This is a genomic window from Pseudomonas sp. I2, from assembly GCF_040984075.1.
Taxonomy (GTDB): domain Bacteria; phylum Pseudomonadota; class Gammaproteobacteria; order Pseudomonadales; family Pseudomonadaceae; genus Aquipseudomonas; species Aquipseudomonas guariconensis_B.
Window position 1 is genome coordinate 1 of record NZ_JBCGFQ010000061.1, and the last position, 23,106, is coordinate 23,106.

Sequence of the window (23,106 nt, forward strand, 5' to 3'; positions counted from 1 at the left end):
CCGGCGACTCGCCCCAGGCGCAGCCGGGGCAGTCGAAGCCACCGTTCTGGTTGGTCTTGAGCATGGCCCGCAGGTTCTTGAAGGCATTCTCGCTGCCCAGCCAGGCCTTGGTCACGCTCTTGAGCGCGCCCCAGCCGGCAGCCGGGCCCTTGTAGTCCCTGATGTGTTCGTCTTGGCTCATGCGGTGGATCCTCACGCGGGCATAGAAGTCACCGGATCGCTCGCCCGGTATTTTCGCCAGCCTAAGAAGCCTGGTATGAGCGCGTCCAATCGATATCCCCTACGGCACGATAAACCGTATCGATGATGGCGCGCAGACCACGGGGGGCGCGGCATGCACGGGTGATAGACGGGGCTGATCGCATAAGAGGGGAAAGCGATTTGACGGGGGTGCCCGCAGGTTATAGCTTGAACCTTGTCCGCGGCGAGCTCGCCGCTCAATTCACCCCCTCATTCGAGCGTGAACGTGGAACAGAACCCCCAGGCACTGATCGACGGCTTCAACCGGAGAATCGACTACCTGCGGATGTCGGTCACCGACCGCTGCGACTTCCGCTGCGTCTACTGCATGGCCGAAGACATGCAGTTCCTGCCGCGCCAACAGATCCTCAGCCTCGAGGAGCTGTACCAGGTGGCCGAGCGCTTCGTCGCCCTGGGCACCCGCAAGATCCGCCTGACCGGCGGCGAGCCGCTGGTGCGCCAGGGCATCGTCGGGCTGTGCGAGCGCATCGCCGCCCTGCCAGGCCTGCGCGAACTGTGCCTGACCAGCAACGGCTCGCAACTGGTCCGCCTGGCCGGGCCGCTGTTCGATGCCGGCGTCTCGCGCCTGAACATCAGCCTCGACAGCCTGAACGCCGAACGCTTCCGCAGCCTGACCCGCACCGGCGACCTCGACCAGGTGATCGCCGGCATCGACGCCGCGCGCCACGCAGGCTTTCGCCGTACCAAGCTCAACTGCGTGGTGCTCAAGGGCCGCAACGACCACGAGATCGTCGACCTGGTGCGCTTCGCCATCGACCGTGAACTGGACATCTCCTTCATCGAGGAAATGCCCCTGGGCGTGATCAGCGAGCACGAACGCGGCGAATCCTACTGCTCCAGCGATGAAGTCCGCGAGCGCCTGGCCGAGCACTTCACCCTGGTCGAGTCGGCCGAGTCGTCCCAGGGCCCGGCGCGCTACTGGCGCCTGGCCGAAGCGGTGAATACCCGGGTCGGCTTCATCTCGCCGCACAGCCACAACTTCTGCGCCACCTGCAACCGCGTGCGCCTGACCGTCGAGGGACGCCTGCTGCTGTGCCTGGGCAACGAGCACTCGATGGACCTCAAGCAGGTCCTGCGCGCCCACCCCGGCGACAGCGCGCGCCTGGAAAAGGCCATCCGCGAGGCCATGCAGCTCAAGCCCTACCGCCACCACTTCGAGGTCGGCGGCGAGGTGCAGATCCTGCGCTTCATGAACATGACCGGCGGCTGAGCGGCCGCCTCTGGAACCTCATGATCGTCCACCCCCGCCCCGATGTGCTGCGCCTGCTGTTCACCCTCAAGGGATCGATCGTCAAGCGCATCGCCCTGCGCTGCCTGATGGTCACCCTGCTGGCCGCCTTGATCGTGCTGGCCGAGCGGCACTTCCCGGCCTTTGCCTATCCGGTCAGCGCGACGCCGTTCACCCTGCTCGGGCTGTCGCTGTCGATCTTCATGAGCTTTCGCAACAACGCCTGCTACGACCGTTGGTGGGAGGGACGCAAGGCCTGGGGACGGCTGATCATCGAGGTCCGCTCGTTCGCCCGCGAAAGCCTGGCGATCGCCGACGAACGCCTGCGTACCGAGCTGCTGCGCAGCCTGTGCGGCTTCGCCCACGCCCTCAACGCACGCCTGCGCAGCGAAGACGAGCTGCATGCCGCCCGGCCCTGGCTGAGCGATATCGACGCCATCAGCCCGCACAACCTGTGCGACGGTATCCTGCGCCAGGTCGGCGAGCACTGCGCGCGCCTGGCCGAGCGCCAGCAGATCAGCGAGTGGCGCTATACCCTGCTGGAGCAGCGACTGGTCGGACTGTCGGACGTCCAGGCCACCTGCGAGCGGATCAAAGGCACGCCGCTGCCCTTCCCCTACACCCTGCTGCTGCATCGCACCATCTATATCTTCTGCCTGCTGCTGCCGTTCGCCCTGGCCGGGCCACTGGGCTGGTTGGCGCCGCTGTTTACCACCATCATCAGCTATACCTTCTTTGGCCTGGACGCCATCGGCAACGAACTGGAAGACCCGTTCGGCCGCGACCAGAACGATTTGCCGACCGATGCCCTGGTGCGCACCCTCGAGCGCGACGTGCTGGCGGCACTGGGGCATGAGCCACTGCCACCGGCGCTGGAGCCGGTGGATCATGTGCTCAGTTGATTCCCCAGAGGGCCGCTTCGCGACACAAGGCCGCTCCCACACCCTGCACCGCTTACGATCATCGTTGCTCCGTCGCCGCTCGATACTGCCGGGGCGTGAAGCCGGTCAGTTGCTTGAACTGCCGGCTGAAGGCGCTGTGGTCGGTATAGCCGCACTGCAGGGCGACCTCGGTGATCGGCAGTTCGGTGTGCAGCAGGCGGTGCGCGTGCTCCAGCCGGGCCTTGTGGATCATCTGCCGTGGCGTCAGGTGGAACACCCGCTTGCAGTAGCGCTCTAGCTGGGCGACGGAGAGGCCGGCGATGCGGGTCAGCTCGCCGAGGCTGATCGGTTGGTTGAAATGCCGGCGGATATGCTCGTCCACCGCGGCCAGGCGCTGGTAGGCCGGGTGCGTATCGGTGGCGGCCTGCAGGTCCACGGAAATCCCCACCAGGCCGATGATCTGGCCGGCGGTGTCGTATAGCGGCCATTTGTGAGTCAGGCACCAGCCCGGTTCGCGGCTGCCATACAGGTGCAGTTCCAACTGGTCCTCGAGGATCGCCCCTTGCCTGAGCACCCGGCGATCCTGCTCGGTGTAGCCCGGCCCCAACTGCGCCGGAAAGACCTCGGCACTGGTCTTGCCCAACAGCGGCGCCAACGCCTTCAGCCCGCAGCGCTGCACCAGCGTGCGGTTGGCCAGCACATAGCGGGCCTGGTCATCCTTGATGAAGATCGCCGCGTCGGGGATGACATCCAACAGCGGCAACAGCGGTGCCACGCCAACCAACAGGGCTTCGATCGACTGCGGGCGATGTCGATCGAAGCCCTGGTAAAGCATCGACAGTGTCTCCTGCCTCATTCGCGTTCTCCGGCAACCTTGCGCCTGGCACCTTGCCGCAAGGGCCCGGCCGTGTCCACTGCGCCATGACGAAGCCGCGGACTGTGCCGATTTCGTCACCCACGCTGCAGAAAACCATCAAGAACCCACGCCCGGATCGGTCCACTCTATGGCCAACGCAAGCCGCCACAGACCTACAAGAACGCGGTGCACGAGCGCCCGCATCACGTGACATCAGACCTGCCTATCCAATAACCCACAAGAAGGCGACCCCATGTCAGGCAAGTTCAAGAAACAGCTGTCGTTGCTGGACCTCACATTCATCGGCCTCGGCGCCATCTTCGGCTCGGGCTGGCTGTTCGCCGCCAGCCACGTCTCCGCCATCGCCGGCCCGGCCGGCATCCTGTCCTGGTTCCTCGGCGGCTTCGCCGTGCTGTTGCTGGGCATCGTCTATTGCGAACTGGGCGCGGCCCTGCCCCGTGCTGGTGGCGTGGTGCGCTACCCGGTCTACTCCCACGGGCCACTGCTGGGCTACCTGATGGGGTTCATCACCCTGATCGCCTTCTCCAGCTTGGTGGCGATCGAAGTGGTCGCCTCGCGCCAGTACGCCGCCGCCTGGTTCCCCTCGCTGACCCAACCGGGCTCCAGCGATCCGACCGTTCTCGGCTGGCTGGTGCAGTTCGGCCTGCTATGCCTGTTCTTCCTGCTCAACTACCGCAGCGTGAAGACCTTCGCCAAGGCCAACAACCTGGTCAGCGTGTTCAAGTTCATCGTGCCGCTGCTGGTGATCGGCGTGCTGTTCACCTTCTTCAAGCCAGAGAACTTCGAGGCCCAGGGCTTCGCCCCGTTCGGCCTGTCCGGCGTGGAAATGGCGGTTTCCGCAGGCGGCATCATCTTCGCCTACCTGGGCCTGACCCCGATCATCTCGGTGGCCAGCGAAGTGAAGAACCCGCAACGCACCATTCCCATCGCACTGATCCTCTCGGTGCTACTGTCGACCGCGATCTACGTGCTGCTGCAACTGGCGTTCCTTGGCAGCGTGCCGACCGAGATGCTGGCCAACGGCTGGGCCGGCGTGACCAAGGAACTGGCGCTGCCCTATCGCGACATCGCCCTGGCGCTGGGGGTGGGCTGGCTGGCCTACCTGGTGGTGGCCGACGCGGTGATCTCGCCGAGCGGCTGCGGCAACATCTACATGAACGCCACGCCGCGGGTGGTCTATGGCTGGGCGCAAACCGGCACCTTCTTCAAGGTCTTCACCCGCATCGACGAACAATCAGGCATTCCACGCCCCGCGTTGTGGCTGACCTTCGCCCTGTCGGTGTTCTGGACCCTGCCCTTCCCCTCCTGGGAAGCGCTGATCAACGTGGTCTCGGCAGCGCTGGTACTGAGCTACGCGGTGGCACCGGTGTCGGTCGCGGCCCTGCGTCGCAACGCCCCCGGCATGGCGCGTCCGTTCCGGGTCAAGGGCATGGCCGTGCTGGGCCCACTGTCGTTCATCATCGCCGCGCTGATCGTCTACTGGTCCGGCTGGAACACCGTGTCCTGGCTGCTCGCCCTGCAGATCGTAATGTTCGTGCTGTACCTGCTGTGCGGCCGTTTCGTGCCCACCCAGCACCTGTCCCTCGCCCAGCAAGTGCGCTCGTCGGCCTGGCTGATCGGCTTCTACGCGCTGACCATCCTGCTGTCGTGGCTCGGCAGTTTCGGCGGTCTGGGGCTGATCGGCCACCCGTTCGACACCCTGGTCGTGGCCGCCTGTGCCCTGGGCATCTACTACTGGGGCGCACGCACCGGCGTGCCCGCCCACCTGGTACGCCTGGATGGCGAGGACGAAAGCGAGGCCAACCCGCAGCCCCAGCCCGGCCAGCACCCCGCCGCGCTGGCGTCCTGAACATCGCCCACTGAAATGGACATGCCCATGAAACACATCCACGTCATCGACTCCCATACCGGCGGCGAACCTACCCGCCTGGTGATCAAAGGCTTTCCCCGGCTGACGGGCAGCACCCTGGCCGAGCGCCGCGACGAACTGCGCGAACAGCACGACCAATGGCGCCGCGCCTGCCTGCTGGAGCCACGCGGCAACGACGTGCTGGTCGGCGCGCTGTATTGCGAGCCGGTGTCGGCGGACGCCACCTGCGGGGTGATCTTCTTCAACAACGCCGGCTACCTGAACATGTGTGGCCACGGCACCATCGGCCTGGTCGCCTCGCTGCAGCACCTGGGCATGATCGGCCCCGGCGAGCACAAGATCGACACCCCGGTCGGCCAGGTCACGGCCACCTTGCACGAGGACGGCGCGGTGACGGTCGGCAACGTCCCGGCCTACCGCTACCGCCAGCAAGTGGCGGTCGAGGTCCCCGGGTACGGGGCGTTCCTGGGCGACATCGCCTGGGGCGGCAACTGGTTCTTCCTGGTCAGCGAGCACGGCCAGCGGCTGACGCTGGACAATGTCGAAGCCCTCACGGCATTCACCTGGGCGATGCTCAAGGCCCTGCAGGCCCAGGGCATCACGGGCGAGCACGGCGCGCCGATCGACCACGTCGAGCTGTTCGCCGACGATGCCAACGCCGACAGCCGCAATTTCGTCATGTGCCCCGGCAAGGCCTACGACCGCTCTCCCTGCGGTACCGGCACCAGCGCCAAGCTGGCCTGCCTGGCGGCCGACGGCAAGCTCGCCGCAGGCCAGGCCTGGGTGCAGGCGAGCATCACCGGCAGCCAGTTCGAAGGCCGCTTCCAATGGCAGGGCGAGCGCATTCGCCCGTTCATCACCGGCCGCGCCCACATGACCGCCGATAGCACCCTGCTGATCGACGAACAAGACCCTTTCGCGTGGGGCATCTGACCCGCCCCGCTCCCTTTACAAGCACCCCACCTGAACACCTGCGCCAAGGAGCACAGACAATGAGCGACAACATCTTCACCGGCTGCATGCCCGCCCTGATGACCCCCTGCACCGCCGAGCGCAAGCCGGACTACGACGCCCTGGTGCGCAAGGGCCGCGAACTGATCGAGGCCGGCATGAGCGCGGTGGTCTACTGCGGCTCGATGGGCGACTGGCCGCTGCTCAGCGAGGCCGAGCGCCAGGAAGGCGTGGCCCGGCTGGTGGCCGCCGGCATCCCGACCATCGTCGGCACCGGCGCGGTGAATACCCGCGAGGCGGTTTCCCACGCAGCCCACGCCGCCAAGGTCGGTGCCGCCGGCCTGATGGTGATCCCCCGCGTGCTCTCCCGTGGCGCCTCGCTGGCGGCGCAGAAGGCGCACTTCGCGGCGATCCTGCAAGCCGCCCCGGCACTGCCGGCGGTGATCTACAACAGCCCCTACTACGGCTTCGCCACCCGCGCCGACCTGTTCTTCGAACTGCGCCGCGAATACCCGAACCTGATCGGCTTCAAGGAATTCGGTGGCGGTGCCGACCTGCGCTACGCCGCCGAGCACATCACCTCCAAGGACGACCAGGTGACCCTGATGGTCGGTGTCGACACCCAGGTGGTCCACGGCTTCGTCAACTGCAATGCCACCGGCGCCATCACCGGCATCGGCAATGCCCTGCCCCGCGAGGTGCTGCAACTGGTGGCGCTGAGCAAGCAGGCAGCCAAGGGCGACGCCAAGGCCCGCCGCCTGGCCGGTGAGCTGGAGTCGGCGCTGGCGGTGCTGTCGTCGTTCGATGAAGGCTGCGACCTGGTGCTGTACTACAAGTACCTGATGGTGCTCAACGGCGACCAGGAATACACCCTGCACTTCAACGAAAGCGACGCGCTCACCGAGTCCCAGCGCAACTACGCGCACAACCAGTACACGCTGTTCCGCCAGTGGTACGCCAACTGGTCGGCGCAGCAGAACGTCGCCTGACACTCGCCCCCCTCGCCCTGCGCCAGCTTCATGGCGCAGCGGCCTCTTCAGGATTCTTTCAGGACGCCAGCATGACTCTCACAGGCAACCTGCTGATCGGCCAGCAGGCCGTTACCGGCAACCGCGAAGCGATCCGGGCCATCGACCCGGCCACCAACCACCCCCTGGAACCGGCCTACCCCGGTGGCACGCGCGAGCACGTGGACCGCGCCTGCGCGCTGGCCTGGTCGGCCTTCGACGCCTACCGCGAAACCTCGTTGGCGCAACGTGCGCTGTTCCTGGAAACCATCGCCGAGCAGATCGAAGCCCTGGGCGATGCGCTGATCGACCGCGCCGTCGCCGAAACCGGCCTGCCGCGTCCGCGCATCCTCGGTGAACGTGGGCGGACCTGCCAACAGTTGCGTACCTTCGCCCGCACCGTGCGCGCCGGTGAATGGCTGGATGCGCGCGTCGACAGCGCGCAGCCGCAGCGCCAGCCGCTGGCCCGCCCGGACCTGCGCCAGCGCCAGGTGGCCCTGGGCCCGGTGGCGGTGTTCGGTGCCAGCAACTTCCCCCTGGCCTTTTCGGTGGCCGGCGGCGATACCGCCTCGGCCCTGGCCGCCGGTTGCCCGGTGGTGGTCAAGGCCCATGGCGCCCATCCCGGCACCAGCGAACTGATAGGCCAGGCGCTCGCCCGGGCGGTGGCGCAATGCGGCCTGCCCGAGGGCGTGTTCTCGCTGCTGCATGGCGCAGGGCGGGAGGTGGGCATCGCCCTGGTCAGCGATCCGCGTATCAAAGCGGTCGGTTTCACGGGCTCGCGCAGCGGCGGCATGGCCTTGAACCGCGCGGCACAGGCACGCCCTGAGCCGATCCCGGTGTACGCGGAAATGAGCTCGATCAACCCGGTATTTCTTTTCGACAACGCTCTGCAGGCCCGTGCAGAAGGGCTGGCGCAAGGCTTCGTCGCCTCGCTGACCCAGGGTGCCGGCCAGTTCTGCACCAACCCGGGCCTGGTGATCGCCCGCCAAGGACCGGCGCTGGAGCGTTTCGTCGCCGCGGCCGCCGAACACCTGGCTGGCATACCGGCACAGACGATGCTCACGCCGGGCATCTTCAGCGCCTACCAGGCAGGGGTCGCAGCACTGGGCGAGCACGCTCAGGCAGTCGCCAGTGGCCAGCCGGCCCTGGGGCCGAACCAGGGCCAGGCCCAGTTGTTCGTCGCCGACGCCTCGGCCTTTCTCGCCAATACCGCCCTGCAAGCCGAGGTGTTCGGCGCCTCGTCGCTGATCGTGGCGTGCCGCGACGCACAACAGTTCGAGCAGGTTGCCGAACACCTGGAAGGCCAACTGACCGCCACCCTGCACCTGGACGATGACGACCTGCCGGCCGCCCGCGCCTTGCTCCCGACCCTCGAACGCAAGGCCGGGCGCCTGCTGGTCAACGGCTGGCCGACCGGCGTCGAAGTCTGCGATGCCATGGTCCATGGCGGGCCGTTCCCAGCCACCCTCGATGCCCGCAGCACCTCGGTCGGCACCGCCGCCATCCTGCGTTTCCTGCGCCCGGTCTGCTACCAGGACTTCCCCGATGCCCTGTTGCCCACCGCCCTCAAGCACGACAACCCGCTGCACCTGCGGCGGCTGCTCGATGGCCAGAGGGAAGCCTAGGCAATGCCCAACGCCCTCCCCCTCGATCATGCCCACGCCGATGCCGACCTGGTGGTGGTCGGCGCCGGCATCGTCGGTGTCGCCTGTGCCCTCGAGCTGGCCCGCCAGGGCCGGCGGGTACAGGTCATCGACCAGCAGGCGCCCGGCCACGGCGCTTCGTTCGGCAACGCCGGCCACCTGGCCACTGAACAGGTGTTCCCGATCGCCGACCTGTCGATCCTCACGCGCCTTCCCGCCATGCTGCTCGACCCGATGGGCCCGCTACGCCTGGACTGGCGACACCTGCCCCGTGCCTTGCCGTGGTTCGCCCGCCTGCTGCTGAACCTGCGCCCGGCCGCGTTCCAGCGTAGCGTGGCGGGCTTGCGTGTGCTCAACGAAGGCAGCCTGGCGGCGTGGCGGCAGTTGCTGGCCTCGATCGACCGTACCGCGCTGCTCAAGGAGGACGGCTCGCTGCTGGTGTTCGAGCGCCCGGAGTCGCGCCAGGCGCTGGAGGCCCTGCAGTCGCGCCTGCGGCAACAGGCGGTGCCGGTCGAGCCGTGGTCCGCCCAGGCCGTGCAGGCGGCGGCGCCACAGTTGAGCGAAGGCATCCGGGGCGGCCTGTTCTTTCCCGCCACGGGGCATTTCCTCGACCCGTACCGTGTGGTCTGCGAACTGGTCGAGGCCGCCAAGGCCCAGGGCGTACAGTTCCACCAGCAGCAGGTACGCGATGCCCGCCTGCAGGGGCAAGGCGTCACCCTGGTCACCGACCACGGCCCCGTGCGGGCGCGCCAGGTGCTGATCGCCTGTGGCGCACACTCGGCCCCACTGACCCAGGCGCTGACCGGCACCCGGGTGCCGCTGGACACCGAGCGCGGCTATCACCTGATGCTGCCCGGCGAACGGCAACGGCTGCCGTTCGCGGTCACCTCGCTGGAGCGCAAGTTCATCATGACGCCCATGGCCGGCGGCTTGCGCCTGGCCGGCACGGTGGAGTTCGCCGGCCTGCGCCGCCCGCCCCGCATGCAACGCGCCTGGCAGTTGCTGAACCTGAGCAAGGGCCTGCTGCGCCACGACCTCGACGCCACTGGCGCGACCCCGTGGATGGGCTTTCGCCCTTCCTTGCCCGACTCATTGCCGGTGATCGACCGGGTGTGCGACGGCAAGGTGCTGCTCGCCTTCGGCCACCAGCACCTGGGCCTGACCCAGGCCGCGCTGACCGCGCAGTGGCTCGGGCGCCTGGCGCAGGGGCCGGTGGCGGGGCTGGAAGCCTACCGCCTGGCACGGTTCTGACGAGCCGCGCCTCACCCCCGGGTTTCGCACGCCCCGATAGGCTTGAGGTGCGCCACGAAGTTGCAGGGCCGGTGCCGTGCATCCAACTGCTCGGCGAGGATCCCCTCCCAGGCCGTGCGGCAGGCCCCGGTCGAGCCTGGCAGGCAGCACACCAGCGTGCCGTTGGCCAGGCCCGCCAGTGCCCGGCTCTGTACCGTCGAGGTGCCGATATCGAGGATCGACAGGGCGCGGAACAGCTCGCCGAAACCGTCGATGCGCTTGTCCAGCAGGCACTCCACCGCCTCTGGCGTGCTGTCCCGCCCGGTGAAGCCGGTGCCGCCGGTGACCAGCACCACCTGCACCTGGTCGTCGGCGATCCAGGTGGCGACCTGGGCGCGGATCTTGTACAGGTCGTCCTTGAGCAACTCCCGCGCCACCAGTCGATGGCCGATCTGCACGCAGCGGCTGGCCAGCAGTTCGCCGGACGTGTCGTTGTCGAAGGTGCGGGTATCGCTGACCGTCAGCACGGCGATATTGAGCGGTACGAACACCGCGTCCGGTTTCACACTCACCTGGGCTTGCTCCTGAATAGGCATTGTCCCGTGCCACGCTAGAGAGAAGCCTGCCCAGCGTCCAATCGATATGGCGAACCGGGCCATCGAGTGGGTCTATCGTCGGCAAGCCGGTTCGATAGAACAAAACATAACGCTTTGATTTAGCAGAGCCCCTGTGGGAGCCGGCTTGCTGGCGATGGGCTGCAAAGCAGCCCAGGCACCCGCTCCCATACAATCGGCACTAAACATTGGCCAGCCACGGCCGACTTGGTTAAGGTCAACGCCATCGACTTCACCGCCCACCAGGCCACCCCATGGACATCAAGCAGCTCAAGTTCCTCATCGCCCTCGACAAGACCCGCCATTTCGGCCAGGCCGCAGCGCTGTGCCACATCACCCAGCCGACCCTGTCCATGCGCCTGCGCAACCTGGAGGACGAGCTGGACCTGGTACTGGTCAAGCGCGGCCAGCGCTTCGAGGGCTTCACCGAGGCCGGCGAACGCATCCTGGCCTGGGCCCGCACCCTGCTGGCCGCCCACGACGGCCTGCAGGCCGAGGCCGCCAGTTGCCGGGGCCAGGTGGTCGGCAGCCTGCGCCTGGGCACCGTGCCGCTGGCCAGCTTCAACCCCATGCACTTGCTGCTGCCACTGCGCGAGAAGTACCCCGAACTGCACTTCGAGCTCAGTTCGCTCAGCTCCGAGCAGATCACCGACGGCCTGAGCCGCAACCAGTTGGACCTGGGGCTCTGCTACCTGGATCAGGTCAACGCCAGCTTCTTCGAAGTGATCGAGCTGGGCACCACCACCATGGGCCTGCTGCACGACACCCGGCACTTCCAGTTCGAGCAGACCGAACTGTCCTGGGACAGCGTGGCCGACCTGCCCCTGGGCCTGTTGAGCAAAGGCATGCACTACCGCCAGGCGCTGGACCTGAGCCTGCGCAGCCGTGGCCTGGAACCGGCGGCGGTGCTGGAAAGCGACTCCACCTTCCAGCTGGTCCAGGCCATCAACAGCGGCGTGTGCTGCGCGGTGATGCCGCTGGAGTGCGGCCTGGAGGAGCTGTCCCAGCACATGCGCATCATCCCCATCGCCGACGCCAGCATCCACAGCCCGGTCGGCCTGCTGCTGCGCCGCAGCGAGCCCCGCTCGGCGATCGCCGAACAGTGCTTCGCCGAGGCCAAGGTGCTGTTCGCCAACGGCTGACGTTGTCAGGCTGGGATTAGCGCATCGCGGCTCGGCACCCCGTCGAGCAAGCGTACGATCCCCAGCGGGTTGCCGTCCTTGAGCGCATCCGGCAGCAGGGCATCGGGGTAGTTCTGGTAGCACACCGGGCGCAGGAAGCGGTCGATCGCCAGGCTACCGACAGAGGTGCCCCGCGCATCCGAGGTGGCTGGGTACGGCCCGCCATGGACCATCGCATCACAGACTTCGACACCGGTCGGGTAGCCATTGAGCAACAGGCGTCCGGCCTTGCGCTCGAGCACCGGCACCAGCGCCGCGAACTGGCGCAGGTCGTCCGGCTCGGCGATCAGGGTCGCCGTGAGCTGCCCGTGCAGGGCATTCAGGGCCTGGGCCAGCGCCTGCTCATCCGCCACCTCGACGAGCACGGTCGTCGGCCCGAAGACCTCCTCCTGCAGCAACGCATCACCGTCGATCAGCACCCGGGCCTCGGCCTGGAACAGCTGTGGCCGGGCCTGCCTGCCTTCCTGACGCTGGCCGGCCAGGTGGCGGATGCCCGGGTGGGCGTGCAGGGCCGCCAGTCCCTTCTCGTAGCTGGCCAGGGTACCGGCGTTGAGCATGGTCTGTGCCGGCTGGTCGGCCATGCGCGCGCTGAACTGCTCGACGAAGCGCGAGAAGGCCGGCGAGCGGATGCCGATGACCAGCCCGGGGTTGGTGCAGAACTGTCCGCAACCGAGCACCACCGAGGCGGCCAACTCGGTAGCCAGCGTCTCGCCCCGTACCTGCAGCGCCTCGGGCAGCAGTACCACCGGGTTGATGCTGCTCATCTCGGCGAACACCGGAATCGGCTGCGGCCGTGCAGCCGCCATGTCGCACAGGGCACGACCGCCCTTGAGCGAACCGGTGAAGCCGACCGCCTGGATCGCCGGGTGCTTGACCAACGGCTCGCCGACACCGGCGCCGTAGAGCATGTTGAACACACCGCTGGGCATGCCGGTGCGTTGCGCGGCGCGCAGGATGGCATCGGCCACCAGCTCGGCGGTGGCCATGTGGCCGCTGTGCGCCTTGAACACCACCGGGCATCCGGCGGCCAGGGCCGCGGCGGTATCGCCACCGGCAGTCGAGAATGCCAGTGGGAAGTTGCTCGCGCCGAACACCGCCACCGGCCCCACGCCGATGCGGCACTGGCGCAGGTCGACCCGTGGCAACGGCTTGCGCTCCGGCAGGGCGCGGTCGATCCGCGCGCCATGGAAATCCCCACGCCGCAGCACTTGGGCGAACAGGCGCATCTGACCGCTGGTACGGCCACGCTCGCCCTGAATGCGTGCCGCCGGCAATGCCGTTTCGCGGCAGACGATGGCGACGAACTCATCGCCGAGCAGGTCGATCTCCTCGGCGATGGCGTCGAGGAACGCCGCCCGGCGCGTGGCCGGCAGGTCGCGGTATGGCAAGAAGGCAGCGGCGGCCGCTTGCGCCGCGTCGTCCACCTCTTCCAGGGTCGCCTGGTGGAAGCTGTAGGGCAGCGCCTCGGCGGTGGTCGCGTCGATGCTCTGCAGCACGACCGAACCTGCCGCGCTACGGGCGCCAGCGATGTAGTTGTAACCGAGGATGGTTGGCATATCGACCTCATGATCGGGGGCCGCGCCACCGCCATCGGCAGGCGGCGCGACCCGGCAAAAGCGGATGGTGACGAGGATTCAGAGCGCCGCGACCTGTCCCGGCGCCATGGCCGGTTCGCCAGCGACGATGCCGTTGCGCAGCGGCGCACCGAAGTCAGGCACGGCGATCTCGAAGGTGTCGCCCGGCACGGCCTTGATACCGTCGGCAAAGGACAGCGTCGCCGTGCCGAAGTAATGCACATGCACATCGCCCGGGCGCAGGAACTGGGCGTACTTGAAGTGATGGAACTCCAGGTTCTCGAAGCTGTGGCACATGTTGTCCTCGCCGGACAGGAACTCGCGCTCCCAGAGCACCTCGCCATTGCGCAGGATACGGCTGCGCCCTTGCAGGTGGCGCGGCAGCTCGCCCACGCGCAGCTCAGGGCCATAGGCGCAACTGCGCAGCTTGGAATGCGCCAGGTACAGGTAGTTGCGCCGCTCCATGACATGGTCGGAGAACTCGTTGCCCAGGGCATAGCCCAGCCGATACGGGCGGCCGTCGTCACCTATCACGTAGAGACCGACCAGCTCTGGTTCCTCGCCGGCATCCTCGGCGAAGGCCGGCAACGGCAGGTCCGCACCGGGGCGCACGACGATGCTGCCATCGCCCTTGTAGAACCATTCCGGCTGCGCCCCCGCTTCGCCGGCGGCGGGCTTGCCCCCCTCCAGGCCCCACTTGAAGATACGCATGGTGTCGGTGAGCGTGGTGTCGTCCTGCTCGCCGTGCTGGTGCATCTTGTCTCGCGTGGCGGCGCTGCCCAGGTGGGTCAGGCCGGTACCGCTGACCAGGCAGTGCGCCGGGTCTTCATGGTCCAACGGTGGCAGCACCCGCCCCGCCTCCAGCAGCCCGGCATAGGCCGGCCCGGCGTCGCAGCCACGGGCCAGTACTTCCTCCACCAGAGCGCGCCCACCACGGATCGCCGCCAACGCCAGCTCGCGGGTGCTGCGCACACCGCGCACCACCTGGACCTGCGTACCCTCGACCACTCCGACCTGGCGCTGGCCGGCCGGGTCTTCGAATTGAATCAACCGCATGTGTCTCTCCTCCCGTTCGACGGGCTGGGCGCCACCGAGCGGCAGCGCCCGGCGCGATCATTCGATGATGTTGAAGTCGCCGAGGTATTCCTCGGAAATCTCCAGGCCCAGGCCCGGCTTGTCGTCGTCCAGCTGGATGTAGCCATCCACCGGCTGCGGTTCGCCCTTGAAGACGTAGTAGAACAGCTCGTTGCCGACCTCGACGTCGAACACCGGGAAGAACTCGGCCATCGGCGAAGCGGTGCTGGCCATGGTCAAGTGGTAGTTGTGCATCTGCCCGGCGTGGGGGATCACCGGCACCGACCAGGCTTCGGCCATGGCGTTGATCTTACGCGCGGCGGTGATGCCGCCGACACGGTTGGTGTCGTACTGGATGACGTCCACCGCGCGGCGCTCCAACAGGTCCTTGAAGCCATGGCCGGTGAACTCATGCTCGCCGCCGGAGATCGGCATGATGCCCATCTTCTTCAGCTCGATATAACCTTCGATGTCATCGGCGATCACCGGCTCTTCCAGCCAGCGCGGCTCGAACTCGGCGAGCTTGGGCAACATGCGCCGGGCGTACTCCAGGGTCCAGCCCATGTAGCACTCGAGCATGATGTCGACATCGGGGCCGGCCAGTTCGCGCAGGGCGCGGACCTGCTCGATGTTACGGCGCATGCCGGCCGGACCGTCCTTGGGGCCGTAGCCGAAACGCATCTTCAGCGCGGTGAAGCCCTGGTTCAGGTAACCCTGGGCTTCCTCGAGGAACACGTCGAGGTTGTCGTTGGCGTACAGCTTGGAGGCGTAGGTCCAGATCTTTTCCTTGGTGCGCCCGCCGAGCAGCTTGAACACCGGCTTGTTCACCGCCTTGCCCATGATGTCCCAGATCGCCAGGTCGACCGCCGAGATGGCCGCCATGCCAATGCCCTTGCGGCCCCAGGCATGGGTGCGACGGTACATTTTTTGCCAGATGTACTCGTTGTCGAAGGGGTCCTCGCCGATGCAGATCGGTGCCAGGTACAGGTCGATGATCTCCTTGGCCACGCGCGGGGCCAGGGCGCAGTTGCCGATACCGACGATGCCGTTGTCGGTTTCGATCTCCACCACCAGCCAGCCGTGGAAGCGGAACGAACCCATGGCGTCGCCGCGCTCGAAGAGGATGTCGCTGGCATTGGTGCAGAAATGCGCCTGGGGTGGCACGACCTTGCCTTTCCATTCGAAGACACGGGTACGCACGGATTTGATTTTCATGGTCACAGCTCCTATCACATGGCGTTGATCAGCCGGCCCGCGCGGGTTCGATCGGGGCAGGCGATGGTCGGGAAGATTTGAGTCGGGACAACAGGCAGGCCCCCAGGACACCCACCACGGCCAGGGCGAACATGCCGGCACGTGGATCGGCGAACAGGGTTTCGGTCAAGGTCTTGAGGTTCGGCGCGACGAAGCCGCCCAGGTTGCCCAGGGAGTTGATCAGGGCGATGCCGCTGGCCGCGGCCGCACCGCTCAGGTAGCCGGTGGGCAGGGTCCAGAACAGCGGCTGCACGGAAACGAAACCGGCAGCGGCGAAGCAGAAGGCCAGCACCACCAGCGGCAGGCTGCCAGCCAGGGCCGATGCCGCGATACCGGCGGCGGCCATGGCCAGCATGGCCACCGCGAGCTGGCGGTGCAGGCCGCTACGGTCGGCATAACGGGTCACCAGGCGGGTGACCACCAGGGCACAGGCCCAGGGAATCGCGGTGTACAGGCCGACGCTCAGGCCCACCTGGCCGTCCAGGAAGCTGGCGATGCGGGTCGGCAGGTAGAACACCACGCCGTACACGCTCATCTGCACGGTGAAGTACACCAGGCAGAACTTCATGACCTGGCCATTGCGCAGCGCACCGAGGAAGCCGTGCGGGCCATGGGCCTGCTTCTGCGCGTCTTCCTCGGCCAGCGTGCCTTCCAGCGCCTGTTTCTGCACATCGCTGAGCCAGCGGGCATTGCGTGGGCGGTCGACCAGGTAGAAGTAGGCGGCGATACCGACCACCGAGGCCATCAGCCCCTCGACCACGAACAGCCATTGCCAGTTGGTCAGGCCGAATACCCCATGGAACTCCAGCAACCAGCCGGACAACGGCCCGCCCAGCACCAGCGCCAGCGGCAGGCCGAAGTAGAACAGGCCCAGGGCCTGGGCGCGGCTCTGGGACGGGAACCAGTAGGTGAGGTAGAGGATGATGCCGGGGAAGAAGCCGGCCTCGGCGACGCCGAGCAAGAAGCGCAGCACGTAGAAGGTCGTGGCGTTGTCGGCGAACATCATCGCCGCGCTGACCAGCCCCCAGGTGACCATGATCCGGCACAGCCAGACCCGTGCGCCGAGGCGGTGCAGCATCAGGTTGCTGGGCACTTCGAAACAGGCATAGCCGATGAAGAAGATGCTCGCGCCGAAGGCGAAGGCCGCATCGCCAAGGCCGGTGTCGGCTTGCAGGAAGGCCCGGGCATAACCGACGTTGGCCCGGTCGATGAAGGCCAGTACGTACATCAGGATCAGGAAAGGCAGTAGCCGCGCGCGGCTGATGGAAATGGCCGAGGCCAGGGCTCTGGCGTGGTCGCTCATGGGGACTTCCTCGTGCTTGCCGTGATCGTCCTGCGAAGCGTCAGGACGGGCTTCTTGTTGGTCTTGGCTGGCGCGCCAGGCAGTGGCGAGCCATGGGGCGACTGTAGAGGCGGCAGGCGGGGCTGGATAATCACTTATGCGTATCCATCGATAACCTGGGGATATACCAGGATGCCCATTGGTGGCTTCGGGGTTATCGGGGGAGGTATGCATCGTAAGCTGGGGCGCGAAGCGGCCCCAGAGGCCATGAGAGTGTCAGAGCAACTTCAGGGTATAGGTGAGGATCAGGCGGTTCTCATCCACATCGGCGGCATGGTTGGAACGCACCATGGCATTGCGCCAACGCACGCCCAGGTTCTTCAGGGGCCCCGCCTGGATGACATAGGTGATATCCAGGTCACGCTCCCAGGCCTTGCCATCGCTCCCGCCTGCCACCTCGGCATGGTCACCGCTCGCATAGCGGGCCATGAGCGACAGCCCGGGAATCCCCAGGGCGACGAAGTCGTAGTCATAGCGCACCTGCCAGGAGCGCTCGCCCGCCGTGGTGAAGTTGCGCACCTGGATATCGTTGACCAGCGGCGTGCTGGTCCCGGCGATGTAGACCATGCCGTCGTCGCCATACATGCGCTGATAGCCGGCGCCGAAGGTATGGCCGGCGTACCTCGCACTGACGAAGCTGGTCAGCGCCCGGTTGTCCAGATCCCCCAGGTCGGCACTCCCCTCCTCCTGGGTGGCGAAGAAGCCGACATTGGCCCCCAAGGTCCAGTCGCCGACCTTCTGCTTGTGGCTGACGTTGTAGAAGCGTTGCTGGTAGATGTCCTGCAGCCGTGCCTGCCACAGTCCGACTTGGGTGCGGTCGGCATTGAAGCGGTACTCGCCGCCAACATAGTCGAAACGGTCGGCGAATACCCCGCCACGACCGTCCACGGACAAATCCTCATGGTCGGAAGAGTTGCGCTGGCTCAGCGAGCGCATCTGCCCGCCCTGCAAGGTCAGGCCATCGAACTCCCGCGAGGTGAGCATGCCGCCCTGGAACGTCTGTGGCAGCAAGCGGCCATCGTTGCGCAGCAGGATCGGCAACTCCGGCTGCAGTTCGCCTACCTTGAGCTCGGTCTTCGACAACCGCAGCTTGGGTGCCAGGCCCAGCCGCGAGTAATCGTCCACCGCCCGGCCATCGCTATGCCTGGGCAACAGTCCCGAGCCGCTGCGCTCTGGGCTGCTGTCGAGCTTGAAGCCCAGTTGGCCGATCAGGTCGATGCCCACCCCGAACAGGCCGGGCGTGTAGCCGGACTTGGCCTGCAGCAAGAACCCCTGGGCCCATTCCTCCTGCTTCGACTGCGCCGCAGCGGGCTGGCGAAAGTCACGGTTGAAGTAGAGGTTACGCATGCCCAAGGTCACACTGGCATCGTCGATGAAACCCTCGGCGATGGCACTCAGCGGCAGGCCGGCGATCAGCACAGGCGCCATCGAGGTGGCTTTGAAGCGGTGAGAAAAAGCACGGGTCATTGTTGTTGTTTTCCTTTTTCCAGGGTGAGCCCCGCCGTGGAGCCCTCCGGGCCCCAGGCGATGTGGGTGAGTGACTGACGGGAAGGTGAGGCTGGCGGTGCGCGGGATCAGCGGGCGTTGAGCCCCATCCGGCAGGCGATCTCGAAGGCCTGGCGGGTCGCGCCGACGTTGGCCTTGCCCTGCCCTGCGATGTCGAAGGCCGTGCCATGCGCGGGTGTGGTGATGGGCACCGGCAACCCGCCCTGGACGGTCACGCCACGGGAGAAGCCCATCAGCTTGATCGCGATCTGCCCCTGGTCGTGGTACATGGTGACCACGGCATCGAAGGCCTGGGCATCGCCCTGCACCTTGAGGAAGATGGTGTCGGCCGGATAAGGCCCGTCGGCATCGATGCCCTGCGCACGCGCCGTCTGCACCGCTGGGCCGATGATGTCCAGCTCCTCGCGGCCAAAGCTGCCGTTGTCGCCGTTGTGCGGGTTGAGGCCGCACACACCGATGCGCGGCCGGGCCAGGCCACTGCGCTTGAGCGCGGTGTCGATCAGACCGATGGCCTCGAGCAACCGCGCCTGGCTGAGCAGGCCCGGTACGTCGGCCAGCGCCACGTGGGACGTCACCCGTGAGGTCCAGAGCTCATCGAGCACGTTGAACTCGCAGAACGGGCCGGCGAAGCCCAGGCGCTCGGCGAACCAGTGCAGCTCGTCGCTATGGCCCATGCCGGCCATGTGCAGCGAGGTCTTGTTCAATGGCCCGAAGAGAATCGCGTCGGTCCTGCCGTCTTGGGTCAGCGCCAGGGCCACGGCCAGGGTATCCAGGCTGTAGCGCCCGCCGATCACGCTCGCCTCGCTACGCGGGAACTCGCCCTCGGCTGCGCCGCGATAGGGGTACAGCAGCGGCGTGTCATCGGCGAACTCCAGCGCTTGCAGGTCGTCGATGCGCCGGTAAGGGAACTCGCAGCCGGCGATGCGCATGCCTCGACGCATTTCCGCTTCGTCGGCGATCAGCACCACGTGGGCCTTGCCGCGCACCTCGGGCTCGGCCAGCAGGCGGGCGATCAGCTCCGGGCCGATACCGGCGGGGTCGCCCAGGACCATGGCCAGGCGCGGGAGGGTGGGTTTGCTCATGCAGGGGTCCTCAGGTCGGTCGACACTGGCGCAGGGCGCAAGGTGTCGGGCACGGTGCGGTAGATGCGCCGGGCGTTATGGTAGAAAAGCTGGGCCTGCGCCTCGCCGGGCAGGTCGGCGACGATGCGCTTGAAGCCGCCATAGATGTCGTCGAACGAGCCGCACAGGCTGTCGACAGGGAAGTTGCTGGCGAACATCGCCCGCTGCGCGCCGAACATGGCGATGGTCTCGCGCACGATCCAGGCGTTGTCCTCGGCACGCCACGGCCTGCCGGCCTGGCCGATGCCAGAGATCTTCACCCTCGCGTTCGGGCACCCGGCGAACCGCGCCATGGCCGCATGCCAGGCCGCCAGGGCCGCTTCGCTGCGGTCCGACGGCAGGCCGGTGTGGTTGAGGATCAGCAGTGTCTGGGGGAAATCACGCGCCAGCCGCTCGGCCTCGGCCAGGTTCCACCACGGCGTCTGCAGGTCGAAGTGCAGCCCGTGGCGGGCCAGCTCGGCGTAGCCACGGCGCCAGCGCTCGTCGCTCATCAGGCTGCGGCACTGGCCGACCTCCTCCGGCCGGCTCGGGCCACCCGGTTTGTGGCGCACGCTGCGGACCCGCTCGAAGCCGGCCTGTGCGGCCAGCACCTCGGCCGCCTCGGGAGCATCCAGCCAGGCCTGCGCGACCACCGCGTTGGGCGCGCCATAGCGGGCGGCGACCTCATGGATGAAGCGGGTTTCGCCAATCGGGTCACGCGGGTCCCACTCGGTTTCCACGTAGACGGTCTCGACCACCCGGTGGGCCCCTGCATCGGCAAGGTAGTCCTCGGGGAAATAGCGCCGCTTGATCGCGCTGTAGTCACCGTAGCGGAAGGGAATGTTCTCGCTGCCCGACAACCACGGATGGTGGTTGCGTTGCGGGTCCCAGAAATGATGATGGGCATCGACGATCGGCCCGTCGTACAGCTCAGCCATGGCATACCTCGGTCTTGTCCAGAGCGATCAACAGGGTGCCGGCGATGAACAGCGCCGAGCACAAGGCGAAGAAACCGAGCACCGCCGAGTAGCCGCCCAGGTGCTGGAGCAGCAGGCCGACCAAGATCGGCACGACGATGCCGCCGAGGCTGCCGGCCAGGTTCATCACCCCGCCGATCAAGCCGACCCGCGAGGGGGCGGCGAGCAGCGCCGGGAAGCTCCAGTACAGGCTGCCCCACATCAGGAAGAAGGCGGTCAGCGCCAGCAGCGCGACGGCGGCGAAGGCATCGTCCAGTTGTGGCAGCAGCAGGAAGGCGCCCAGCGCTACCAGCCCGGACACGCTCAACAGGCTCTTGGCCGCCACGCCACGGCGCACGCCTTTGCGGATCAACAGGTCGCAGAGGTAACCGCCAACCAGCGAGCCGACCGCACCGCACAGGAAGATGATGAAAGTCGCGGCACCGATGCCCTTGATGTCGAAGCCCCGTGCCTGGGCCAGGTAGCTCGGCCCCCAGGTCAGCAGGCCGAAGAACACCATGGCCCAGCTGGCACGCCCGAGCAGGATGCCGGTCAGCGAACGGGCGGCGATGCCCAGGCCCTTGGTCGCCTGCAGGGCGGCCTCGGCCATCGGCACGGCGCGGCCCTGGTTGATCTTGTCGAGTTCGGCATCATTGACCGCCGGATGCTCGGCGGGGTTGTCGCGCAGGTAGTGCCAGGCCAGCCAGGCCATGGCCAGGGTGGCGATGCCGGCGATGAAGAAGGCGATGCGCCAGGAACCGAGCACGGCGATCAGGTAGGCGATGATCAAACCGCCCAGGGCCACGCCCAGCGGCCCGCCGCAATCCATGAGCACGGCACCACGGCTGCGCTCGCTGGAGCCCAGCCACAGCGAGTTGAGCTTGCCGCCGGAGGGGAACAATGGCGCCTCCGCGGCCCCCAGCGCCACGCGCGCGAACATCAGCGAAAGGCCCCCGGTGGCGAACGCCGCGAGCGTCTGGAACATGCCCCACAAGCCCGTGGACCAGCCGATCACCCGGCGCGGCCCGTAGCGGTCGATCAACCAGCCGCCGGGGATCTGCAGCAAGGCGTAGGCCCAGAAGAAGCTGCTGAGGATCAGCCCCTGCATGCTCGGCGTCAGCTCGAACTCGGCGGCGATGGTGGGCATGGCGATGGACAGGGAGACACGGTCGATCAGGTTGATCACCGTGAGTGCGAAGATGATGGCGAAGATGCGCCAGCGCACATTGCTGGCCTTCTGCGCGACGGTCTTGCCGCGCGCAGGGCTGGCGTGCAGCACGGCAGGGTGTGCCTGAGCCATGGGAAGTCCCTCTGATCGTTATTGTTGTGATCCGGTAAGGCCGGTGAAGCCCACTATGGGTGCGGCATCGATAACCGTCTAATCAAACCTGCTCATACAGCCATTTCCTGTGGTTATCGCTAGGCGAACCGGCCTGGCATAACCCAGGGCTATCGGTGTATGCCTTATTTTGAGTAGACGCTTATCGGTTCGCTTCGCACACTCCGGCTACCCATAACAAAGACAACAAGAGGTATCCCATGCGAACCGCATCCGCGCGTCACCTGTCGTCGTTCCTGGCCGCTTGCACGCTGCTCTGCGCCAGCACCCTGCCCGCCCTTGCCGAGGGTTGGAAGCCCGGGAAGAACGTTGAAATCGTCGTCGCCGGTGGCCCCGGGGGCGGCACCGACCAGCTGGCACGCCTGATCCAGTCGGCGATCAGCCAGCATCAGTTGCTGGACGTCAACACCGTGGTGCTGAACAAAGGCGGCGGCAATGGCGCCGAAGCCTTCCTCGACATGAAGCTGGCCCAGGGCGATGCGCACAAGCTGGTGATCGGCACCAACAATGTCTACCTGTTACCGCTGGTGGCCAAGCTGGGTTACCAATGGACCGACCTGACACCGGTGGCCGCGGTCGCCGAGGATGACTTCATCCTCTGGACCTACCAGGACGCGCCCTGGGCCGATGCCTCGGCGTTCAAGGCAGCCCTTGCAAGCAACGCCGGCAAGATGCGCTTCGGCGGCAGCCAGTCCAAGGACGTCGACCAGACCCTGGCGTTGCTGATCGGCCAGCAGGTCGGCAGCAAGCTCACCTACATCCCCTTCAAGAGCGGCAGCGAGGCCTCCATCCAGCTGGCCGGCAAGCACATCGCGGCCAACCTCAACAACCCTGCCGAAAGCCTCAGCCAGTGGCGCGGCGGCCAGGTCAAGCCGCTGTGCGTGTTCAGCCGCGAGCGCATGATCTACAGCGAAAAGGTCACCGCCGAGCAGTCCTGGGCAGACATCCCGACCTGCCACGAGCAGGGCCTGGGCATCGATCAGTACCGCTTCCCGCGCACTGTGTTCCTGCCTGGCGGCATCAGCGACGAGCAACGCGCCTTCTATGTCGAGCTGCTGCGCAAGGTCAGCCAGACCCCGGAATTCAAGACCTACATCGAACGTTCGGCGCTGGCACCGACCTTCCTCGAAGGCCAGGACCTGGTGGCCTACATCGAGAAGGACCGTGAGCGGGTCATCCCGCTGTTCCAGCAAGCCGGCTGGCTGCGCCAGTGAACCC

Annotated in this window: 20 protein-coding genes; 9 read left to right on the forward strand and 11 right to left on the reverse strand. The window is 67.1% G+C overall.

Features of this window, described 5'->3' with window-relative positions; all coding sequences use genetic code 11:
• Positions 1 to 181, reverse strand: a 181-nt coding sequence (locus WCE05_RS23045) for a hypothetical protein (protein ID WP_225790856.1), incomplete at its 3' end; no start/stop codon positions are given.
• Between the two features lie 285 nt (positions 182 to 466).
• On the opposite strand from WCE05_RS23045, the gene moaA reads away from it, so the two are divergent.
• Both moaA and WCE05_RS23055 read left to right on the forward strand, forming a co-directional pair.
• Positions 467 to 1,471 (forward strand): GTP 3',8-cyclase MoaA, encoded by a 1,005-nt coding sequence (moaA, locus tag WCE05_RS23050; protein WP_225790855.1) that lies wholly within the window; start codon positions 467 to 469, stop codon positions 1,469 to 1,471.
• A gap of 20 nt (positions 1,472 to 1,491) precedes the next feature.
• Positions 1,492 to 2,391 carry a bestrophin family protein gene (locus WCE05_RS23055; RefSeq protein ID WP_225790854.1) on the forward strand — a complete coding sequence of 300 codons (900 nt, stop codon included), beginning with the start codon at positions 1,492 to 1,494 and terminating at the stop codon, positions 2,389 to 2,391.
• A gap of 58 nt (positions 2,392 to 2,449) precedes the next feature.
• On the opposite strand, the gene WCE05_RS23060 is transcribed toward WCE05_RS23055, so the two are convergent.
• Positions 2,450 to 3,226 carry an AraC family transcriptional regulator gene (locus tag WCE05_RS23060; protein WP_253081585.1) on the reverse strand — a complete coding sequence of 259 codons (777 nt, stop codon included), beginning with the start codon at positions 3,224 to 3,226 and terminating at the stop codon, positions 2,450 to 2,452.
• A gap of 253 nt (positions 3,227 to 3,479) precedes the next feature.
• Here WCE05_RS23060 and WCE05_RS23065 point away from each other — a divergent pair, with 253 nt between their 5' ends.
• From WCE05_RS23065 to WCE05_RS23085, 5 genes are all read left to right on the forward strand, one after another.
• Entirely contained in the window at positions 3,480 to 5,096 is a 1,617-nt protein-coding gene (locus tag WCE05_RS23065; RefSeq protein ID WP_368816637.1) for an APC family permease, read from the forward strand.
• A 27-nt stretch (positions 5,097 to 5,123) separates the two neighbouring features.
• Entirely contained in the window at positions 5,124 to 6,050 is a 927-nt protein-coding gene (locus WCE05_RS23070; protein WP_225790851.1) for a 4-hydroxyproline epimerase, read from the forward strand.
• A gap of 59 nt (positions 6,051 to 6,109) precedes the next feature.
• Positions 6,110 to 7,057: a dihydrodipicolinate synthase family protein gene (locus WCE05_RS23075; protein WP_225790850.1), complete on the forward strand. Its 948-nt coding sequence runs from the start codon at positions 6,110 to 6,112 to the stop codon at positions 7,055 to 7,057.
• 71 nt (positions 7,058 to 7,128) lie between these two features.
• Positions 7,129 to 8,700 carry an aldehyde dehydrogenase (NADP(+)) gene (locus WCE05_RS23080; protein ID WP_253081587.1) on the forward strand — a complete coding sequence of 524 codons (1,572 nt, stop codon included), beginning with the start codon at positions 7,129 to 7,131 and terminating at the stop codon, positions 8,698 to 8,700.
• A gap of 3 nt (positions 8,701 to 8,703) precedes the next feature.
• Positions 8,704 to 9,969 (forward strand): FAD-binding oxidoreductase, encoded by a 1,266-nt coding sequence (locus tag WCE05_RS23085; RefSeq protein WP_253104183.1) that lies wholly within the window; start codon positions 8,704 to 8,706, stop codon positions 9,967 to 9,969.
• A gap of 11 nt (positions 9,970 to 9,980) precedes the next feature.
• On the opposite strand, the gene moaB is transcribed toward WCE05_RS23085, so the two are convergent.
• Entirely contained in the window at positions 9,981 to 10,520 is a 540-nt protein-coding gene (moaB, locus tag WCE05_RS23090) for a molybdenum cofactor biosynthesis protein B (RefSeq protein WP_225790847.1), read from the reverse strand.
• 296 nt (positions 10,521 to 10,816) lie between these two features.
• Between moaB and WCE05_RS23095 the strand changes: the two genes are divergently transcribed.
• Positions 10,817 to 11,704, forward strand: coding sequence for a LysR family transcriptional regulator (locus WCE05_RS23095; RefSeq protein WP_225790846.1), 888 nt, complete (start codon positions 10,817 to 10,819; stop codon positions 11,702 to 11,704).
• Positions 11,705 to 11,709: 5 nt separating this feature from the next.
• Here WCE05_RS23095 and WCE05_RS23100 read toward each other — a convergent pair whose 3' ends face one another.
• From WCE05_RS23100 to WCE05_RS23135, 8 genes are all read right to left on the reverse strand, one after another.
• Complete coding sequence (locus tag WCE05_RS23100; protein ID WP_225790845.1) at positions 11,710 to 13,299, reverse strand: aldehyde dehydrogenase (NADP(+)); 1,590 nt, start codon at positions 13,297 to 13,299, stop codon at positions 11,710 to 11,712.
• A 78-nt stretch (positions 13,300 to 13,377) separates the two neighbouring features.
• The gene (araD1, locus tag WCE05_RS23105; protein ID WP_253081590.1) at positions 13,378 to 14,373 is read right to left on the reverse strand and encodes an AraD1 family protein; all 996 of its coding nucleotides are present in this window, start codon (positions 14,371 to 14,373) and stop codon (positions 13,378 to 13,380) included.
• A gap of 57 nt (positions 14,374 to 14,430) precedes the next feature.
• On the reverse strand, positions 14,431 to 15,606 hold the full coding sequence (locus WCE05_RS23110) for an L-lyxonate dehydratase (RefSeq protein WP_253081591.1): 1,176 nt from the start codon (positions 15,604 to 15,606) through the stop codon (positions 14,431 to 14,433).
• A 28-nt stretch (positions 15,607 to 15,634) separates the two neighbouring features.
• On the reverse strand, positions 15,635 to 16,948 hold the full coding sequence (locus WCE05_RS23115) for an MFS transporter (protein ID WP_225790842.1): 1,314 nt from the start codon (positions 16,946 to 16,948) through the stop codon (positions 15,635 to 15,637).
• Positions 16,949 to 17,203: 255 nt separating this feature from the next.
• Positions 17,204 to 18,454 (reverse strand): OprD family porin, encoded by a 1,251-nt coding sequence (locus WCE05_RS23120; protein WP_225790841.1) that lies wholly within the window; start codon positions 18,452 to 18,454, stop codon positions 17,204 to 17,206.
• A 107-nt stretch (positions 18,455 to 18,561) separates the two neighbouring features.
• Positions 18,562 to 19,575 carry a 4-hydroxythreonine-4-phosphate dehydrogenase PdxA gene (locus WCE05_RS23125; protein WP_368816638.1) on the reverse strand — a complete coding sequence of 338 codons (1,014 nt, stop codon included), beginning with the start codon at positions 19,573 to 19,575 and terminating at the stop codon, positions 18,562 to 18,564.
• Positions 19,572 to 20,531: an amidohydrolase gene (locus tag WCE05_RS23130; protein WP_368816639.1), complete on the reverse strand. Its 960-nt coding sequence runs from the start codon at positions 20,529 to 20,531 to the stop codon at positions 19,572 to 19,574. Before WCE05_RS23130 ends, WCE05_RS23125 begins: the two co-directional genes overlap by 4 nt.
• Complete coding sequence (locus tag WCE05_RS23135; protein WP_368816640.1) at positions 20,524 to 21,849, reverse strand: MFS transporter; 1,326 nt, start codon at positions 21,847 to 21,849, stop codon at positions 20,524 to 20,526. Before WCE05_RS23135 ends, WCE05_RS23130 begins: the two co-directional genes overlap by 8 nt.
• A gap of 239 nt (positions 21,850 to 22,088) precedes the next feature.
• Between WCE05_RS23135 and WCE05_RS23140 the strand changes: the two genes are divergently transcribed.
• Positions 22,089 to 23,102, forward strand: coding sequence for a tripartite tricarboxylate transporter substrate binding protein (locus tag WCE05_RS23140; protein WP_317235063.1), 1,014 nt, complete (start codon positions 22,089 to 22,091; stop codon positions 23,100 to 23,102).
• The last annotated feature ends 4 nt before the right edge of the window (positions 23,103 to 23,106 follow it).

Coding starts and splice junctions, on each gene's coding strand:
- WCE05_RS23085 (WP_253104183.1), top strand. CDS start 8,704: ATGCCCAACGCCCTCCCCCTCGATCATGCCCACGCCGATGCCGACCTG.
- WCE05_RS23065 (WP_368816637.1), top strand. CDS start 3,480: ATGTCAGGCAAGTTCAAGAAACAGCTGTCGTTGCTGGACCTCACATTC.
- WCE05_RS23075 (WP_225790850.1), top strand. CDS start 6,110: ATGAGCGACAACATCTTCACCGGCTGCATGCCCGCCCTGATGACCCCC.
- araD1 (WP_253081590.1), bottom strand. CDS start 14,373: ATGCGGTTGATTCAATTCGAAGACCCGGCCGGCCAGCGCCAGGTCGGA.
- WCE05_RS23140 (WP_317235063.1), top strand. CDS start 22,089: ATGCGAACCGCATCCGCGCGTCACCTGTCGTCGTTCCTGGCCGCTTGC.
- WCE05_RS23125 (WP_368816638.1), bottom strand. CDS start 19,575: ATGAGCAAACCCACCCTCCCGCGCCTGGCCATGGTCCTGGGCGACCCC.
- WCE05_RS23115 (WP_225790842.1), bottom strand. CDS start 16,948: ATGAGCGACCACGCCAGAGCCCTGGCCTCGGCCATTTCCATCAGCCGC.
- WCE05_RS23070 (WP_225790851.1), top strand. CDS start 5,124: ATGAAACACATCCACGTCATCGACTCCCATACCGGCGGCGAACCTACC.
- WCE05_RS23130 (WP_368816639.1), bottom strand. CDS start 20,531: ATGGCTGAGCTGTACGACGGGCCGATCGTCGATGCCCATCATCATTTC.
- WCE05_RS23110 (WP_253081591.1), bottom strand. CDS start 15,606: ATGAAAATCAAATCCGTGCGTACCCGTGTCTTCGAATGGAAAGGCAAG.
- WCE05_RS23060 (WP_253081585.1), bottom strand. CDS start 3,226: ATGAGGCAGGAGACACTGTCGATGCTTTACCAGGGCTTCGATCGACAT.
- WCE05_RS23095 (WP_225790846.1), top strand. CDS start 10,817: ATGGACATCAAGCAGCTCAAGTTCCTCATCGCCCTCGACAAGACCCGC.
- WCE05_RS23120 (WP_225790841.1), bottom strand. CDS start 18,454: ATGACCCGTGCTTTTTCTCACCGCTTCAAAGCCACCTCGATGGCGCCT.
- WCE05_RS23135 (WP_368816640.1), bottom strand. CDS start 21,849: ATGGCTCAGGCACACCCTGCCGTGCTGCACGCCAGCCCTGCGCGCGGC.
- WCE05_RS23100 (WP_225790845.1), bottom strand. CDS start 13,299: ATGCCAACCATCCTCGGTTACAACTACATCGCTGGCGCCCGTAGCGCG.
- WCE05_RS23080 (WP_253081587.1), top strand. CDS start 7,129: ATGACTCTCACAGGCAACCTGCTGATCGGCCAGCAGGCCGTTACCGGC.
- WCE05_RS23055 (WP_225790854.1), top strand. CDS start 1,492: ATGATCGTCCACCCCCGCCCCGATGTGCTGCGCCTGCTGTTCACCCTC.